Below are 13,288 nucleotides of genomic sequence, written 5' to 3'. Positions count from 1 at the left end.
AATTATTTCGATTCCATTTACGGAGTTTAGCAATGAAAGTTCGTGCTTCCGTTAAAAAAATCTGCCGTAACTGTAAAGTTATCAAGCGTAACGGTGTCGTTCGCGTGATTTGCAGTGAGCCAAAGCATAAGCAACGCCAAGGCTAATCAGCAGAAATTTTTACTTGAAATACTAGGTAGAGTCGAGTATATTCCTCGGCCTACCTTTTGCGTGCAAAAGAAGTAGTATGCCGCAGCGTATCCATAACGGGCTTTGCTGCGGATAATTCTTTTATGAACCCCTTAGGAGTGAATAATGGCCCGTATAGCCGGCATTAACATTCCTGATCATAAGCATTCTGTAATTGCACTTACTGCAATCTACGGTATTGGTAAAACTCGCTCTCAAGCTATTCTAGCTGAAGTGGGTATTGCTGAAGATGCTAAGATCAGTGAACTAACTGAAGAGCAGATCGATCAACTGCGTGATGGTGTAGCTAAATACACTGTAGAAGGTGATCTACGTCGTGAAGTATCGATGAACATCAAGCGTCTTATGGACCTTGGCTGTTACCGCGGTCTTCGTCATCGTCGCAGTCTACCACTACGTGGACAGCGTACTAAAACCAACGCTCGCACCCGTAAGGGTCCGCGCAAGCCGATCAAGAAATAGTCGGATAAGGTAGAGTACAATGGCAAAACAACCAACTCGCGCGCGTAAGCGCGTACGCAAGCAAGTAGCTGATGGCGTAGCGCACATTCATGCTTCTTTCAACAACACAATCGTAACTATCACTGACCGTCAAGGCAATGCTCTTGCATGGGCTACAGCAGGTGGTTCAGGTTTCCGTGGTTCTCGTAAATCTACTCCGTTCGCAGCACAAGTTGCAGCTGAGCGTTGTGGTGAAATGGCTAAAGAATATGGCCTAAAGAACTTGGAAGTTATGGTTAAGGGTCCAGGTCCAGGTCGCGAATCTACTGTTCGTGCACTGAACGCTGCTGGTTTCCGTATCACTAACATTGTTGATGCGACACCAATCCCTCATAACGGTTGTCGTCCACCTAAGAAACGTCGCGTTTAAGTTTCGTTTCTAGGAATATTGGAGAAAGATCATGGCAAGATATTTGGGTCCTAAGCTGAAGCTTAGCCGTCGCGAAGGTACTGACTTATTCCTTAAGTCTGGTGTCCGTGCGATCGATACCAAGTGTAAAATTGATAACGCACCAGGTGTACACGGCGCTCGTCGCGGTCGTCTATCTGAGTATGGCGTTCAGCTTCGTGAGAAGCAAAAAGTTCGTCGTATCTACGGCGTTCTAGAAAAACAATTCCGCAACTACTACAAAGAAGCTGCACGTCTTAAAGGCAACACGGGTGCAAACCTGCTTCAGCTTCTTGAAGGTCGTCTTGATAACGTAGTTTACCGTATGGGTTTTGGCGCTACTCGTGCTGAATCTCGTCAACTAGTTAGCCACAAGTCTATCCTAGTTAACGGTAAAGTTGTAAACGTTCCTTCTTTCAAAGTAGCGGCAAACGACGTTGTTTCTATCCGCGAGAAAGCTAAACAGCAATCTCGTATTAAAGCGGCTTTAGAAGTTGCTGAACAACGTGAAAAGCCAACTTGGATTGAAGTAGATGCTGGCAAAATGGAAGGTACATTCAAGCGTATGCCTGAGCGTTCTGACCTATCAGCTGACATCAATGAACACTTGATCGTCGAACTTTACTCTAAGTAAGGTTAAAAAAAGAGAGGACACAATGCAGGGTTCTGTAACAGAATTTCTTAAGCCGCGTCTTGTTGACATTGAACAGATCAATACGACACACGCGAAAGTAACTCTTGAGCCATTAGAGCGCGGTTTCGGCCACACTCTAGGTAATGCTCTTCGCCGCATTCTTCTATCTTCTATGCCGGGTTGTGCCGTAACAGAAGTTGAAATTGAAGGTGTGCTACACGAATACAGCACTAAAGAAGGCGTTCAGGAAGATATCCTGGAAATCCTTCTAAACCTTAAAGGTTTAGCTGTACGCGTTGCTGAAGGCAAAGATGAAGTGTTTATTACACTGAACAAATCAGGCTCAGGCCCTGTTGTTGCAGGTGACATCACCCACGATGGTGATGTAGAGATCGCTAACCCTGAGCACGTAATTTGTCACCTAACGGATGACAATGCTGAGATCGCTATGCGTATCAAAGTAGAACGTGGTCGTGGTTACGTTCCAGCTTCAGCTCGTATCCATACTGAAGAAGATGAGCGTCCTATCGGTCGTCTACTAGTTGACGCTACTTACAGCCCGGTTGATAAAATCGCTTACGCTGTAGAAGCAGCACGTGTAGAACAACGTACTGATTTAGACAAGCTTGTTATCGATATGGAAACGAACGGTACTCTAGAACCTGAGGAAGCAATCCGTCGCGCAGCTACTATTTTAGCTGAACAATTGGATGCGTTCGTAGATCTTCGTGATGTACGTGTACCTGAGGAGAAGGAAGAGAAGCCAGAATTCGATCCTATCCTACTACGTCCTGTAGACGATCTTGAACTAACAGTTCGCTCTGCTAACTGTTTGAAAGCAGAAGCGATTCACTACATCGGTGATCTTGTACAGCGCACTGAGGTTGAGCTACTTAAAACGCCAAACCTTGGTAAGAAATCTCTTACAGAGATTAAAGATGTGCTTGCTTCACGTGGTCTTTCTCTAGGCATGCGTCTAGAAAACTGGCCACCAGCGTCAATCGCTGAAGATTAATCGAAAAGTTAGAAGGATTAGGTCATGCGCCATCGTAAAAGTGGTCGTCAACTCAACCGCAACAGCAGTCATCGCAAAGCGATGTTCAGCAACATGGCTAGCTCTCTTGTTCGTCACGAAGTTATTAAAACTACCGTGCCAAAAGCAAAAGAACTACGTCGCGTAATTGAGCCATTGATTACCCTAGCTAAGACAGACAGTGTTGCTAACCGTCGTCTTGCATTTGCTCGCACTCGTGATAACGAAGTGGTAGCAAAACTATTTAATGAACTAGGCCCGCGTTTCGCGGCTCGCCAAGGTGGTTACACTCGCATTCTTAAATGTGGTTTCCGTACTGGTGATAAAGCTCCAATGGCTTACATTGAGCTTGTAGACCGCCCAGCTGCTGAAGAAGCTGCTGAGTAATCTAAACTAGATTCTTAATACAAAAGCCGAGCATTAGCTCGGCTTTTTTGTATCTGTAGAGTAAGGAAATGTATATTAAGAACTTGTACCATGATGTTTGGCATTTTTACTTGCTTGATCTGAGCCATTTTCCAAAAATATCTCGTATCTCCTTTCTTCCACGTACAAAAAAGAGCACCTCTGTGCTCTTCTTATCGATATTATTCCGCTAATCGCTAATCGCTAATCGCTAATCGCTAATCGCTAATCGCTAATCGCTAATCTTATTGCCAAACAGCTGCAAGTGAATCCATTAGGCCACTCGTCGCACCTTGGGATTGAAGTGCTTGAAGAATGATTGGCGCAAACGTGCTGATCATTGACGAATCCATTCCTAAACCTGAGAAAGCACTTTCAACCGCGCCTTGCGAATTTAGTACCGATGTTAGGCCAGTAGATTCAAGCGTAGACATTCCTGGAATGAGTGACGCAAGCTCGTTGTTATCTGCTGTGCCAAGTGAATTCTGTGCAAGAGCGAGCATCGAACCAATCCCGCCAACAGCTTGATCGCTCGTAACTGATGCTTGATTGGCAACGGTATCTGCCAGAGGTGTTGTTTCATTTTGTTGAGACCACATATTCACCGCAGCCATAAGTGCAGTTTGAGTCAATTGGGAATAGTTGGTATCAGAAGTAGAACTGGTTGTGCCAGAATCGCTAGTACTAGCGCAAGAGACAACAGCAAGGCTGCTTAAAACAGTGATGAGTACTTTCTTCATTATTTGTCCTTAAGTAATAAAGTCATTTACTCTTCCACTATAAACGAAAAACGGCGATGTAGTCACATCGCCGTTGGATTATTTTAATTTTATTTGCCTATATAGTAATTTGTTTCACTGAGGCTTTTTATAAAAATTAAAGAATAGCTAGAAGTTCTACTTCAAATACTAGAGCAGCAAATGGTGGGATTGCAGCACCTGCGCCACGCTCACCGTATGCTAGATCTTGAGGGATGTATAGCTTCCACTTAGAGCCAACAGGCATCATTTGTAGAGCTTGTACCCAGCCTTGAATTACGCCAGTTACTGGGAATTCAGCTGGTTGACCGCGAGATACAGAGCTGTCGAAAACAGTACCGTCAGTTAGTTCGCCATGGTAGTGAACACGTACTTGCTTGTCTGCAGTTGGGATTTCACCAGTACCTTCAGTTAGTACTTCGTATTGAAGACCAGACTCAAGAACTGTTACTTCTGAACGAAGAGCGTTGTCAGCTAGAAAAGCTTCGCCATCTGCAGCAGCAGCTTTAGCTAGTTCTTGACGTGCAGCTTCACCACGAGTGTGTAGTTCTTGTAGTGCGTTGTTGATTTCGTCAACTTCGATAGCTGGCATGTCACCAACTAGAGCTGTTGCGATACCAGCAGCAATTGCGTCAACGTTTAGGCCTTCAAGACCAGAACCAGCAAGTTGTTGGCCCATTTGTAGACCGATACCGTAGCTAGCTTTTTGCTCTACAGTTTCAAATTTTACTTCAGACATGAAAAGTCACTCTTTTTGTCAGTACGAAAAGGGTAAGAATACCAGTATTAGCAGCGTGAAGAAACGGCTAGCCTATGATCACTTGTGCTTTACCGTGCTGATATCACAGGGATGTCAATTTTCTCGCTTTGCTCTCCGTTGTGACGGAAAGATCTATACTGTTGGTACTTTGGTTTTTATACTGTAGTTATTCAATATATAGGACGCAGTGGCATGAATCGTCGTCAAAAGAAAAAGCAAAAAGTTGACCACTTAGCAGAGCTCAAGGTTCGACTGGAACAGATAAAAGCGAAATTGAACTCAATCGATATAAAGAAGATGAAGACTTCGATAACGGAAACTTGGAGTTCATTACCAAAGCTGCACCAGAGATTATTGATGGTGATTTCGCCGATTGTATTAATTTTACTTTTTGTGCCGCTACCAGAACCGAAAGTGGATTCTGCTCCGATAACATCGCGCGTTGAGCTTGAGATAAACACCGTTGGTTTAAGTGAACAGCAAAATGCCAAAAGCAATTCATCAGAACCCAGTAATTGGCAAGAGTACCTTGTTAAACAAGGAGATACTCTAGCGCAGGTTTTCCGAAATAATGATTTGCCATTGTCTGATCTTAATGCCTTGGTTCGTATTGAAGGTGCTGATAAGCCACTAAGCCAGATCCGCAAGGGTCAGCTCGTTCGTTTCAAACTTGCTGAGACTGGGCAACTGGATATTCTTCAGCTAGAGAAGGGTGATACTTCGGTAATGTTCTTTAGACTGTCTGACGGTGGTTTTGGTCGAAGCAAATAGAGCGATTCTGACCCGTTAGTTAAGGCACTTCATAGACATAGATCAGTGATAAAAAGAGCTAAGCGTTAGCTCTTTTTTTTGGTCGCTTAAAAGGTGCTAGTGGTAAGATAATGAGCATTATTCCGGTAAAAGTTAATGTGTCTGGAATCTCGTTAAACCATAGCGCACCTATAAGTGCGACAAAGACTAATCCTGAATATTCAGCTAATGCTATTTGGTTGGAATGAGCTTTTTGGTAAGCGGAAACGGCAAAGCCGTTATAGCTTAATATGAGTGTTGCACTCAGGGCTATGTATCCCAAGTGCTCGACAGACACGGGTTGCCAGTATAGAAAGCACAGTATCAATGATGCAGGAATGGAAAATAGCGTTGTCCACCACAGTGTTGTGATGACGGTTTGTTCACTAGGAAGCTTTCTTACGAGTACATTAAATAGTGCGAGAGTGAGTGCTGTCCCCAAAGCAAACAGCGCTGCCCAATGAAATTGCGAAGGTCTCAATACAATCAGCGCACCAATAAAGCCTATTGTGGTGGCGATAACTTTACCGAGTGCTGGTTGCTCTTTTAGTAGAAACATCGATAGAGGCAACATCAATAAGGGCGCGACATAAAATACAGCATTAGCGGTGGCCAAAGATAAGTGAGTGATTGCAACAACCATACATCCACTACCGATTAAGATAAGCTGCCCTCGTATGAAGGTTATTTTAGCTTGTTTTAAGTGCCGTTTTTCTTTTTTCTGCTGCAGCCACAAAGGCGTAATGATGATCAGAGATATCAACTGTCGGAAAAAAATATACTGAAGTGGCGGCACTTCGCCATTCAACAGTTTTACCGCTACGTCGGAAAACGAGGCAAACAAGTTACCTGCAATCAGTAATAAAATACCGACAGTGATATTCGACATTATTTCTCTAATCTCATGTCTAGATGTGGAATATCATCTTCCAGATACATCTCAGACACCGTATTGAACCCATGGCTTGCATAGAAGTTTTCTAGGTGTTCTTGTGCACCGATGTCTATGGTCGCGTTTGGCCAAAGTTCTTCACAACGAATCAATGCCTCTTTTATCAATTGGTGCCCTAAGCCATTTCCTCTTGCTGATTGCTTGGTCGCGACACGACCGATACTGACGTTATCGTATGTGGTGCCAGGAGGGAGTATGCGTGCACACGCTACTAACTCTTTATCAGAATAACCAAGTAGGTGCTCAACACCTGTGAGTATATCTTTGCCGTCGAGCTCTGGATAAGGACAAGTTTGCTCAACCACAAATACATCGACTCTTAATTTAAGTAGTTGATACAGCTGTTGTGTTGAGAGTTCAGAAAAAGGAATTGAGTGCCAAGTGATCATGTTTACATCCAGAGATTATCGATGCTCTGAATGTACTATGCGCGATGATTGTTGGCATTAACTATTGTTAATTCGACTTTTAATTCTGCTAAGGCTGATGGCGGTTATTCCTAGGTAAGCGGCAATTTGATTGTCGTTCAAGCGCTGTTCAAGATCAGGATAATGTTCGCAGAACAGTTGGTAACGTTGTTCAGGAGTATAGAGCAGCATAAAGCGTTCTTTGTTTTCTTTATGCATGAGCTGAGTTTCTAACAACTTTAGGTATAGAGGGTTGTTTGATGCTCGCCACTCGATTACGGCGTTCATTGGCAGTTCTAACATGGTGATGGGTGTGAGCGTTTCTAATAGGTAAGGGGACGCTTGGTTTTTTATCAAGCTCTCAAAGCCTATGATCCAGTCTTGTTCCCAGTAGAATTCTTTACTGTATTGTTTTCCGTCATTAGTGAGGTAACAAGCATGACATAAGCCTTCAAGCACAAAGTAGATTGAACTCGCCATCTCACCTTGATTGATCAGGATGTGTCTTGTTGGGAGCTCAAGGGGCTTTGCGACGGCTAATAGAGATTCAATCTGATTTTCAGAGAAATCAAAGCTTTGTAGTTGTTCGATAAAAGACGTGTGCATGAAGGTGACCTAGCCCAAATAAGTGTCGAAATCATCGCACTTATTTGGGGAGAGGTACAGAATTTGAATATCAATATAGGGTCAGTATTAATGACCTAATGCTTTGAATGCTGCTCTAGATAGTCTTGAGCAAGTTCTCGGCCCATATATTTGCCTAGAGTTTTCAATGGTACCTTCTTGAGGTTGACGACAATCAAGCCATCCAAAGCATCATTAAACGATGGGTCGACGTTAAAGCACACCAGTTTACCGTTCATCCCCAGGTATTGGCGAAGCAGTACTGGTAGGCCTTTTCCTTGCTCCATACGAGCCAACACTTTAGAAAGCAGAGGGACACTCGCCAATGACGATAGTAGGTGATTCTGCCAGAACACATTATTACTGGTATTGAGTGGTGACGAAGGAGAAACCAGGTTCGCCTTTTGTTCATCGTAATGATGTATGGATAAGGTGGTCGCTATCAATAATCGTGCATTGTGGCTGTAATCATTACTGATACTTACCGGACCAAATAAATGGGTATATTGAGGGTGGTGATATACAAAGGCCGCGATGCCTTTCCATAATAGTAACAGTGAGTTAAGACTCTTTTGATAAGGTTTACTCACTACGGAGCGTCCTAGTTCAATACTGTTATCTAAGGTGTTAATGAACTCTTGATTGTAGTTAAACAGGCTACGAGAGTAGAGTTTATCAAGCCCATGCTCAGCGATTAGCTTGTCGACCATACCGAGTCGATACGCACCGACTAGTTCTGCTTTAGTTTTATTCCACACAAACAGTTGATGGTAGTAAAGGTCATACTCATCCAAATCACAGGCAAGGCCGCTGCCTTCTCCGACTTCTCTAAAGCTTTCTTCTCTGACTCGACCAATCTCGCGCATTAAGTTAGGGATAGATTGGCTTGGCGTGCAGTAGACCTCGAAGTCACCTTGCTCGAGCAGTTTCATCTCTTCAGGGAGTGAATTTATCTCTATTGCCAAGACTTCTTGTGGAATCGGAGCAATCACTTGAGTATCAAAAGAGGGCGCGTGGATTGGTGTGTTCGGGCTATCTTGTTGACTCATCAGGTAGGTATTGAGTCGCAGGTAGTTGACGATATCCATTTCTTGTTCAAACGATTTTATTTCTGAATATGGAATCGAAGAGCCAATAGAGATAGCGATCGTGGTCGCTTGCTTATTGAGGAGTTCACGGCCGAGTAGAGCTGTTCTTAATAGTGGATGGACACGGCCAGCTTGATAGAAAAGCTCACTGTTTTTACCATTGATAAAGATAGGTACCGTAGTGGCTTGATGACGTTTGACGAATTTGGCTACCGATTTGCTCCATTCGATGTCTGTCAGTGTCTTTGCCCCTTTGCGGTAACTCGAGACTTCGCCCGCAGGGAACACAATCAGCAGTCCACCATCTGCTAAGTGACGATTGGCATCTCGAATCGCTTTGGCGTTGGTTCGTTTCGATTCTTTGCTATTAAAGACATCGACTCCGATGAAAAGATCATCCAGTTCAGGCAGTCGCTTGAGCAACTCATTCGCCAGTACCTTTACATCTTTCCTTACCGATCCTACGAGATCAGCAAGGATCACGCCTTCAATCGCGCCAAGAGGATGATTGGCCACAATCACCACAGGCCCATCTTCTGGAATATTCTCTGTGGTTCCAGATGAAACCGAATAGTCGATATTGAGTGCCGATAGAGTGTGATGCATAAACTCAAAGCTAGATAACTCGTTCGGTCTATCTTGATAGAGTTTGTCTAGCTTAGATAGCCCAGTTGCCCACTCGACAACAGACTCACCTAAACCAAAAGGTGTGTAACGTGGTAAACGAAAAGGACTATCAATCATAATGAAGCTACCTTATTGACTAAAGTTGTTTAGGAAACCGTCTTGATTCTTGAAATCTTTCACACTTAAAAATGCACCGCATAACCAGACTAGGCATGCCATACCAAACAATAACCCGCCGTCATAACCGACAATGTCACCCGCTGTATTGAACTCAGGCATTTGAATGCCGAGTGGCGTAAACAGGTGGAAGAAAATCGCGCCACTCATAATTCCCACTGTCATGATGGCTCCAAGGCCATGCCAGCGTGTGAATAGCAAAATAGCAGCAATCAATTCCGCGAATCCAATTAAATAGCCGCCAAGCGAGCCGAACCAACTTAGTCCAGACCATGTCGCGAGAGTGCCAAAGATATGTTCAGTCTCGAATGAGCCAGTGAACTTAAAAAACAGTGACTGAATAAACACAAACGCGATAAATGCCGCAGGGATATGCTTGGTTGGAGTGAATGTCATCGTTATTCCCTTACTTGATCAGTTTCGGCCAAACTTTATCGGCTTGTTGGATATGTTGTGCTTGGTCTTGCTCCCAGCGTTGCTTAATCTCCTGGTCGTAGTTGAGGTAAAGCTTGTTATCAACAATCGTCCATTGATGAGGGTCTCCAGGTGCAAAGTCGCTCTTGGCTGATACAGCCCAAGCGCAATAACCTCCATATTGAGGGGCATATTTTTCAGGATTATTAACAAATAAAGTCAAATTCTTTTCAGAAGAGAAATACCAGTCTGCACCCTTGTACTCGGTGCTGAATTTTTGACTGCCTTCGACGGGCTTACCGGAAGTGAAATACGCGACAGTATCGTAGCCATCGAGTGCCTTGCTGCTAAAGAATCCGGTGTAGATTTCATCGGCGGCAAATACGTACGGGCTAACAAGTAGCAGAACCATGGTTAATAGTTTTCTCATGATAGACTCCATCTATAGATTGATTGCGGGTGATAAATCGAAGGTAAAGCGCTGTTGATTTATCCGACATGGCTTAATGGGTTCGCAAGGCGAGCCAGGTGCATAAAACATCGAAGCTTGGCCGTGTAGGTTGCGTAAATGAGTAAAGCTCACCGTGTGTGCGTCTTCACGATGCATACAGGTTGCTAAATGAGGTTGTTCGCTGTGATGATGAGAGTGGAACATCAGTAAGTTCTGTTGATTCTTACCGGTTTCCATCAGCTGATCATATTTCGCTTTACGATAAGCTTGCACGCGTTCTAAATCGACACCGGATGAGAAGAGTGGAGAATCAGTGTCGACGATTTTTTGTTGAATACCATCCCACATGTAGGCGATAACCAAACCACTGTTCTGAGTTAAATTCGGGGCGAAAGCCAACAAGGTAAAAGGAGCAAAAGAGTGTAGGTCTAGCTGATGAAATGCTTCAGAGAGCTTACTGATGTTACGACTCGATGATAGGTTTTTAAGTAATAAACCGCGGCTGACCAAAGGACCAGCAGGTACTATGCCTTGATAGTTATTGAGTAGGCATAAAGAAAGCCCGAACTCATTAATGCTTATCCAACTACCACCGCCAGTAGGGTCGAGTGGCATTATGATATCGACACCGTTGACTCGATATTGTTTAGGCGGCATCGCCAGTGCTCGTGCTTTCTGTTCATCACGATTGAAAAAGACCTGATAACCATTTTCTTCAAGTAGCCAAGAGACTGAGCACATATTATTGTTCCCTCAGATAGCTGCTAGTCGTTGGGGCGTAACCAAAGGTATTGCAGGTGTCAATGTCTAGGAAGGTGGTGATCACTTTGATCATCGCGTAATGATGATTGGCATGCAGCGCGGCGAAGGTGACTTCTCTTTCTAGCGTAGAAGGTAGGCTTGCGAATACTTGAGCATCCATTGAAACTTCGGTTTGGATCATGATAGGCGCTTCGAGATCCCGACGGTCTAATCGCTCAAGCCAGTTGATCACATAATGGATCTCTTTTACTGCAATTGAGCGCTCGTACTCGACGGGATGACCACGACGGCGAGTGTTGTAATCAACGGTTGCATTCTCTTTTAAGATCAAGGCGTGAAAAAGATCGAGCGTATGACGAGTATGTTCACCAATAGAGCTTGTAACGTGCGGCTTTGCTCGTGTCAGGTAGTCGCTGTCGGATATCGCTAACAAAAACTCTAGCCCCTGGTTCAATATTTCTACCGCTCCTGTGATACTTGGAGAGAAAGAAGTGAGGGCGCTTGGTTGGGCTATGGGGTTCATTCATGGTCCTCGTACAAAGTTAATCGGTGGTCGGATATTGTTGAACAAGACGTCGCTCTTCTTGCCACGCAGCAAATAAGCTCTTGAAAGAGGGAGTCTTATGGCCTCGGTGCTTCTGTTGAGCACCTATATCAAAAAGAATGCGGTATTGCAGAAGTAGTGTAGAAAATATCTCTCGTAGTGGTGTGTTGCGATCCCAGATATGTCCGGCTTCGCTACTCGCACCATTGACCTCGAGGATAGTGAAATTCTCGCCGTTCATTAGGCTATGCATGTCCTTAAATTTGACGTCGAGTCTGCCAAAATGAAAGCCATCGAAATCATCGAATATCTCGTCTAAACGTTCTGTTAGAGCCTGAGTGATGTATTGATTACCGTCTCGAAAGATACAACCACGACTATGGCTGCCTGCGAACGCGAGTTGAAACTCTTCGCCCTCTGCGAGCACTTGATCCAATTTACCTTGATGTCTTGGCAGATAGAGGTGACTGAGCTGTCCTGCACGCGGGCTATTTTCAATTAACTGTTTGAGTGTAGAGCTGCCATCACCCACCACCATTGGCGCATACTTGAGTGTGATCGAGATGATCTCGCCTTGCTTTTTGTTTGGGTAACGAACGTAGAATACACCCGCTTCGGCTTGATAAGGCGCCTTTTCTTGCAATAGAAAGCGAGCATTATTTGGGAAAGATTCAACATACTGTTCTAGTTGATCTTGTGTGTTGATCAGCTTAACACCAACACCTCGACAACCAAGATCCGGTTTAGCCACAATCGGGAAATAGAGATCCGACTGTATGAGTGCGCTGCGCGCATCTTCAGCTTGTTTCTTACTGCTAAGATCCGTTTTGGTTAAGGTGATAAACGGAGAGATCCAACGCTGACTCGATGATCCGGCAAGGCTCAGTATCTCGTGTTTTGATTCGCCGACCATTCCGCTTAACTTGATGCTCGGGTTAGCGATGAGCGGCAGTGTCCAGTCAAAGTGCCGTAACCCTTGCATCAGGCTTTGAATCACCACTGGCGTGTAGAAAAACCAAGCCGGAAGAAACTCATAAGGAGAGACACTGCGCACGGTATCTTTTTCAAGTAGGGGCATGCCAGCATTGATTTGATGTGATGGAATGATGCGAATATCTTGCGATGAACTCATGATAATCCTCTAGAGTAGGTTCTATTCATTAATCGATTGCAGATAAACAGCAAAGCGATGGCACATGGGATGACGACCCATTGATATTCAGAGGCTTGCAGCCACGCTGATGTCCCTAAATAGTAGATGGCAGAGAAGACAATGCCAGTCCAGATCGCAGTGGCACTAATAACGGCAAATAAGAAAGTAGGGAGTGGGACTGCGAAAAAGCCACTTAAGGTAAAGCCGACGGTACGAAGCCCGGGAATAAAGCGGATGACAAAAAGGCTGCTGAATGCGTTCTGACGTAGTTTGGTACGAAGCAAACGAAAGTACTTATTCGTGAGAGCTTTATATCGCACACCTCGGAAGTAACGTCCTGACTTTCCTAAGTAATAAAGACCGAGATCACCCGTGGCAATGCCGATGAAAATGGCAAGCAGCGCATATTGAGGAAGTATTAGACCTTGAGTCGCTATACCTGCCGCCGTAACAATCGCCAGATCTTCAAGCAGATAAGAAAGCGCGATAATGCCAAGCATCAGCCATAGCAGCGATTCCTCTCCTGTATTTAACCATGCTTGGATACTCTCGACGGTGCTCATCAAATGTCCTATCTATCCTATAAATGAATGGCTTATTGGTCATTCATTGAGTGTAGTAAATTAAATAGA

Annotated in this window: 19 protein-coding genes; 7 read left to right on the top strand and 12 right to left on the bottom strand. The window is 44.4% G+C overall.

Going from position 1 to position 13,288, the window contains the following annotated elements; translation table 11 throughout:
- Positions 1–32 precede the first annotated feature (32 nt).
- The 6 genes from rpmJ (at position 33) to rplQ (ending at position 3,132) form a co-directional block, all read left to right on the top strand.
- On the top strand, positions 33–146 hold the full coding sequence (gene rpmJ, locus L8S15_RS10680; RefSeq protein WP_000868186.1) for a 50S ribosomal protein L36: 114 nt from the start codon (positions 33–35) through the stop codon (positions 144–146).
- A gap of 148 nt (positions 147–294) precedes the next feature.
- Positions 295–651, top strand: coding sequence for a 30S ribosomal protein S13 (rpsM, locus tag L8S15_RS10675; RefSeq protein ID WP_004738779.1), 357 nt, complete (start codon positions 295–297; stop codon positions 649–651).
- A 19-nt stretch (positions 652–670) separates the two neighbouring features.
- Positions 671–1,060: a 30S ribosomal protein S11 gene (rpsK, locus tag L8S15_RS10670; RefSeq protein ID WP_004738778.1), complete on the top strand. Its 390-nt coding sequence runs from the start codon at positions 671–673 to the stop codon at positions 1,058–1,060.
- 31 nt (positions 1,061–1,091) lie between these two features.
- Positions 1,092–1,712 carry a 30S ribosomal protein S4 gene (rpsD, locus tag L8S15_RS10665; protein ID WP_004738777.1) on the top strand — a complete coding sequence of 207 codons (621 nt, stop codon included), beginning with the start codon at positions 1,092–1,094 and terminating at the stop codon, positions 1,710–1,712.
- A 22-nt stretch (positions 1,713–1,734) separates the two neighbouring features.
- Positions 1,735–2,727, top strand: coding sequence for a DNA-directed RNA polymerase subunit alpha (rpoA, locus tag L8S15_RS10660; RefSeq protein WP_004729813.1), 993 nt, complete (start codon positions 1,735–1,737; stop codon positions 2,725–2,727).
- Positions 2,728–2,751: 24 nt separating this feature from the next.
- The gene (gene rplQ / locus L8S15_RS10655; RefSeq protein ID WP_004729812.1) at positions 2,752–3,132 is read left to right on the top strand and encodes a 50S ribosomal protein L17; all 381 of its coding nucleotides are present in this window, start codon (positions 2,752–2,754) and stop codon (positions 3,130–3,132) included.
- A gap of 263 nt (positions 3,133–3,395) precedes the next feature.
- Here rplQ and L8S15_RS10650 read toward each other — a convergent pair whose 3' ends face one another.
- Both L8S15_RS10650 and L8S15_RS10645 read right to left on the bottom strand, forming a co-directional pair.
- A complete protein-coding gene (locus L8S15_RS10650; protein WP_010435125.1) occupies positions 3,396–3,890 on the bottom strand; it encodes a DUF2780 domain-containing protein in 495 nt (164 codons plus the stop codon).
- 136 nt (positions 3,891–4,026) lie between these two features.
- Positions 4,027–4,647 carry an FKBP-type peptidyl-prolyl cis-trans isomerase gene (locus L8S15_RS10645; protein WP_008220519.1) on the bottom strand — a complete coding sequence of 207 codons (621 nt, stop codon included), beginning with the start codon at positions 4,645–4,647 and terminating at the stop codon, positions 4,027–4,029.
- Positions 4,648–4,860: 213 nt separating this feature from the next.
- Between L8S15_RS10645 and L8S15_RS10640 the strand changes: the two genes are divergently transcribed.
- Positions 4,861–5,439: a LysM-like peptidoglycan-binding domain-containing protein gene (locus L8S15_RS10640; RefSeq protein ID WP_010435121.1), complete on the top strand. Its 579-nt coding sequence runs from the start codon at positions 4,861–4,863 to the stop codon at positions 5,437–5,439.
- A 58-nt stretch (positions 5,440–5,497) separates the two neighbouring features.
- Here the strand turns inward: L8S15_RS10640 and L8S15_RS10635 are convergent, their stop codons facing one another.
- From L8S15_RS10635 to L8S15_RS10590, 10 genes are all read right to left on the bottom strand, one after another.
- The gene (locus tag L8S15_RS10635; protein ID WP_010435119.1) at positions 5,498–6,346 is read right to left on the bottom strand and encodes a DMT family transporter; all 849 of its coding nucleotides are present in this window, start codon (positions 6,344–6,346) and stop codon (positions 5,498–5,500) included.
- The gene (locus tag L8S15_RS10630) at positions 6,346–6,798 is read right to left on the bottom strand and encodes a GNAT family N-acetyltransferase (protein ID WP_010435116.1); all 453 of its coding nucleotides are present in this window, start codon (positions 6,796–6,798) and stop codon (positions 6,346–6,348) included. Before L8S15_RS10630 ends, L8S15_RS10635 begins: the two co-directional genes overlap by 1 nt.
- A 57-nt stretch (positions 6,799–6,855) precedes the next feature.
- Entirely contained in the window at positions 6,856–7,422 is a 567-nt protein-coding gene (locus L8S15_RS10625) for a Crp/Fnr family transcriptional regulator (RefSeq protein ID WP_010435114.1), read from the bottom strand.
- Between the two features lie 95 nt (positions 7,423–7,517).
- Positions 7,518–9,272 (bottom strand): lysophospholipid acyltransferase family protein, encoded by a 1,755-nt coding sequence (locus L8S15_RS10620; RefSeq protein WP_280573003.1) that lies wholly within the window; start codon positions 9,270–9,272, stop codon positions 7,518–7,520.
- A gap of 12 nt (positions 9,273–9,284) precedes the next feature.
- Entirely contained in the window at positions 9,285–9,728 is a 444-nt protein-coding gene (locus L8S15_RS10615; RefSeq protein WP_102460969.1) for a hypothetical protein, read from the bottom strand.
- 10 nt (positions 9,729–9,738) lie between these two features.
- On the bottom strand, positions 9,739–10,176 hold the full coding sequence (locus L8S15_RS10610) for a YHS domain-containing (seleno)protein (RefSeq protein ID WP_016768653.1): 438 nt from the start codon (positions 10,174–10,176) through the stop codon (positions 9,739–9,741).
- Between the two features lie 12 nt (positions 10,177–10,188).
- Positions 10,189–10,938: an NRDE family protein gene (locus L8S15_RS10605; RefSeq protein WP_016788484.1), complete on the bottom strand. Its 750-nt coding sequence runs from the start codon at positions 10,936–10,938 to the stop codon at positions 10,189–10,191.
- 1 nt (position 10,939) lies between these two features.
- Positions 10,940–11,482, bottom strand: a complete 543-nt coding sequence (locus L8S15_RS10600) for a hypothetical protein (protein ID WP_016768652.1) — start codon at positions 11,480–11,482, stop codon at positions 10,940–10,942.
- Between the two features lie 19 nt (positions 11,483–11,501).
- Positions 11,502–12,635 (bottom strand): ATP-grasp domain-containing protein, encoded by a 1,134-nt coding sequence (locus L8S15_RS10595; RefSeq protein WP_280572996.1) that lies wholly within the window; start codon positions 12,633–12,635, stop codon positions 11,502–11,504.
- Positions 12,632–13,219: a DedA family protein gene (locus tag L8S15_RS10590; protein WP_102265451.1), complete on the bottom strand. Its 588-nt coding sequence runs from the start codon at positions 13,217–13,219 to the stop codon at positions 12,632–12,634. The genes L8S15_RS10595 and L8S15_RS10590 overlap by 4 nt, the downstream gene beginning before the upstream one ends.
- Between the last annotated feature and the right edge of the window lie 69 nt (positions 13,220–13,288).

It is taken from the genome of Vibrio sp. S/42/10, assembly GCF_029890535.1.
GTDB classification, from domain to species: Bacteria; Pseudomonadota; Gammaproteobacteria; order Enterobacterales; family Vibrionaceae; genus Vibrio; species Vibrio cyclitrophicus.
Note: the sequence above shows the minus strand (reverse complement) of the source record. Positions and strands in the feature narration are given on the sequence as shown.

Bases quoted from the DNA above. Each gene is read 5' to 3' on its own strand.
- rpmJ (WP_000868186.1), top strand. From the start codon at position 33: ATGAAAGTTCGTGCTTCCGTTAAAAAAATCTGCCGTAACTGTAAAGTT.
- rpsM (WP_004738779.1), top strand. From the start codon at position 295: ATGGCCCGTATAGCCGGCATTAACATTCCTGATCATAAGCATTCTGTA.
- rpsK (WP_004738778.1), top strand. From the start codon at position 671: ATGGCAAAACAACCAACTCGCGCGCGTAAGCGCGTACGCAAGCAAGTA.
- rpsD (WP_004738777.1), top strand. From the start codon at position 1,092: ATGGCAAGATATTTGGGTCCTAAGCTGAAGCTTAGCCGTCGCGAAGGT.
- rpoA (WP_004729813.1), top strand. From the start codon at position 1,735: ATGCAGGGTTCTGTAACAGAATTTCTTAAGCCGCGTCTTGTTGACATT.
- rplQ (WP_004729812.1), top strand. From the start codon at position 2,752: ATGCGCCATCGTAAAAGTGGTCGTCAACTCAACCGCAACAGCAGTCAT.
- L8S15_RS10650 (WP_010435125.1), bottom strand. From the start codon at position 3,890: ATGAAGAAAGTACTCATCACTGTTTTAAGCAGCCTTGCTGTTGTCTCT.
- L8S15_RS10645 (WP_008220519.1), bottom strand. From the start codon at position 4,647: ATGTCTGAAGTAAAATTTGAAACTGTAGAGCAAAAAGCTAGCTACGGT.
- L8S15_RS10640 (WP_010435121.1), top strand. From the start codon at position 4,861: ATGAATCGTCGTCAAAAGAAAAAGCAAAAAGTTGACCACTTAGCAGAG.
- L8S15_RS10635 (WP_010435119.1), bottom strand. From the start codon at position 6,346: ATGTCGAATATCACTGTCGGTATTTTATTACTGATTGCAGGTAACTTG.
- L8S15_RS10630 (WP_010435116.1), bottom strand. From the start codon at position 6,798: ATGATCACTTGGCACTCAATTCCTTTTTCTGAACTCTCAACACAACAG.
- L8S15_RS10625 (WP_010435114.1), bottom strand. From the start codon at position 7,422: ATGCACACGTCTTTTATCGAACAACTACAAAGCTTTGATTTCTCTGAA.
- L8S15_RS10620 (WP_280573003.1), bottom strand. From the start codon at position 9,272: ATGATTGATAGTCCTTTTCGTTTACCACGTTACACACCTTTTGGTTTA.
- L8S15_RS10615 (WP_102460969.1), bottom strand. From the start codon at position 9,728: ATGACATTCACTCCAACCAAGCATATCCCTGCGGCATTTATCGCGTTT.
- L8S15_RS10610 (WP_016768653.1), bottom strand. From the start codon at position 10,176: ATGAGAAAACTATTAACCATGGTTCTGCTACTTGTTAGCCCGTACGTA.
- L8S15_RS10605 (WP_016788484.1), bottom strand. From the start codon at position 10,938: ATGTGCTCAGTCTCTTGGCTACTTGAAGAAAATGGTTATCAGGTCTTT.
- L8S15_RS10600 (WP_016768652.1), bottom strand. From the start codon at position 11,482: ATGAACCCCATAGCCCAACCAAGCGCCCTCACTTCTTTCTCTCCAAGT.
- L8S15_RS10595 (WP_280572996.1), bottom strand. From the start codon at position 12,635: ATGAGTTCATCGCAAGATATTCGCATCATTCCATCACATCAAATCAAT.
- L8S15_RS10590 (WP_102265451.1), bottom strand. From the start codon at position 13,219: ATGAGCACCGTCGAGAGTATCCAAGCATGGTTAAATACAGGAGAGGAA.